Annotated in this window: 2 protein-coding genes; both read left to right on the forward strand. The window is 51.4% G+C overall.

Annotation, left to right across the window (positions count from 1 at the left end):
• Positions 1-136 precede the first annotated feature (136 nt).
• The gene (locus ACFWPJ_RS32980; RefSeq protein WP_378857463.1) at positions 137-646 is read left to right on the forward strand and encodes a hypothetical protein; all 510 of its coding nucleotides are present in this window, start codon (positions 137-139) and stop codon (positions 644-646) included.
• A gap of 339 nt (positions 647-985) precedes the next feature.
• On the forward strand, positions 986-1,282 hold the full coding sequence (locus tag ACFWPJ_RS32985) for a hypothetical protein (RefSeq protein ID WP_378857465.1): 297 nt from the start codon (positions 986-988) through the stop codon (positions 1,280-1,282).
• The last annotated feature ends 77 nt before the right edge of the window (positions 1,283-1,359 follow it).

Raw genomic sequence — 1,359 nt, forward strand, 5'->3', positions numbered from 1 at the left:
ACCGTCGACTGTCACTTATAGGCCATTTAGCAGGTCGGGTGGGCCGACAATAGATTTCAATGACGTGCCCGGAGTTTCGGTTAAACGGTGGCACATCTAATATATCAACCTCTCACTGGAAGGACTCGTTGACGACGTGAAATATATCGGCATGAAATTCATCAACTTTCGCGACTATGATTTTGAGCCAGGTGGTCGCCATTGCTTTCAGTGGGTTGATGTGAGAACTTTCATGATCCCCGATTCGGCCGCCAACGACGACGCGGTAATCGATGAAGTCCTCCGTACAGTCGAATATCGCGACGATTATGTGGGCGGAGGCATTGATGTCGACGGCATAAGGCATGGCCCGTATTGGATATCTAGTTTGTCGCCGTCGTCATTCGATCTGATCGACCATAAGGATGCAGTAGATGTGCTGGATCGATGGCTGCAGAACTGCGGCCTTGTGCCTGCAGCGTTGAGAGCGGAACTCGGGTCATCAGTTAACGATGCTCTGGCTGGGGCGGATTCGATCTATCTCCTGAAAGATTTAGGAGATTCTGCGAAAAACGACTACGGGAATCTGCATATGGAGTTTCACGAGCTCATGGCTATCGACCGGAGCGCAAAGGTAGTGTCGTTAATCGTACTTACCGATGACTAGCGCCCTTAGAGGTCGACCTACCGTGAACATTGATACATCAAAGTTCAGCTGGCTTCTAAACAAGGGCACCGAATGGTCACCATGGAACGTTTCGGTCAATGAATTCATTCAGCGCATAGCGTGCGGATTTGACGGACAGCCCAGATATCCCGAGATGAGCGAGTCCGAGGTGCGCAACATAGAGACGATTCACGCGAATTTGACATAAACGGGTATCCGCCATTCGATATAACTGGCGACAGGCGGTGACATGAAATCAGCGCTCCGGCGTTCTCGTTGCGATAACCGACCGACCGGGGACCGTAAAAACATGTTCCCAATTCCATAGGAGAACACTGTATGGGAATTTCGGTTGTCGTCCAGAATCAAGTGCACGACAGAGTGCAGATATACCACGGACAAGTAGCGACGACGCTGTCAGAAATGGCGATGTACGCCCTGCCTGGAACAATGATAGGAGAGATTCACGCCTATGCAGATACCATGTTCAACTCCTATCAGCTAACCCTCTTTCTGGACGAGTTATCGAACACGACAACACGCAACGAGCGCGAAGATGAAGTCGTCAACGTGTTGCGGGAGGCGGCGGAGGATGCAATCAATCGCAACGGATACCTGTGGTTCAGTGGCGATTGACCTGTCCGACCTAGACAGCGGACGACCTGAGATGGTCAGTGCACAACGAACGCCGACAACGCGGTCGCCATCTTCAT

It is taken from the genome of Nocardia sp. NPDC058497, assembly GCF_042720195.1.
Taxonomy (GTDB): domain Bacteria; phylum Actinomycetota; class Actinomycetes; order Mycobacteriales; family Mycobacteriaceae; genus Nocardia.

What these genes read in the sequence shown, in the direction of transcription:
- ACFWPJ_RS32985 (WP_378857465.1), top strand. Translation starts at nt 986, where the DNA reads ATGGGAATTTCGGTTGTCGTCCAGAATCAAGTGCACGACAGAGTGCAG.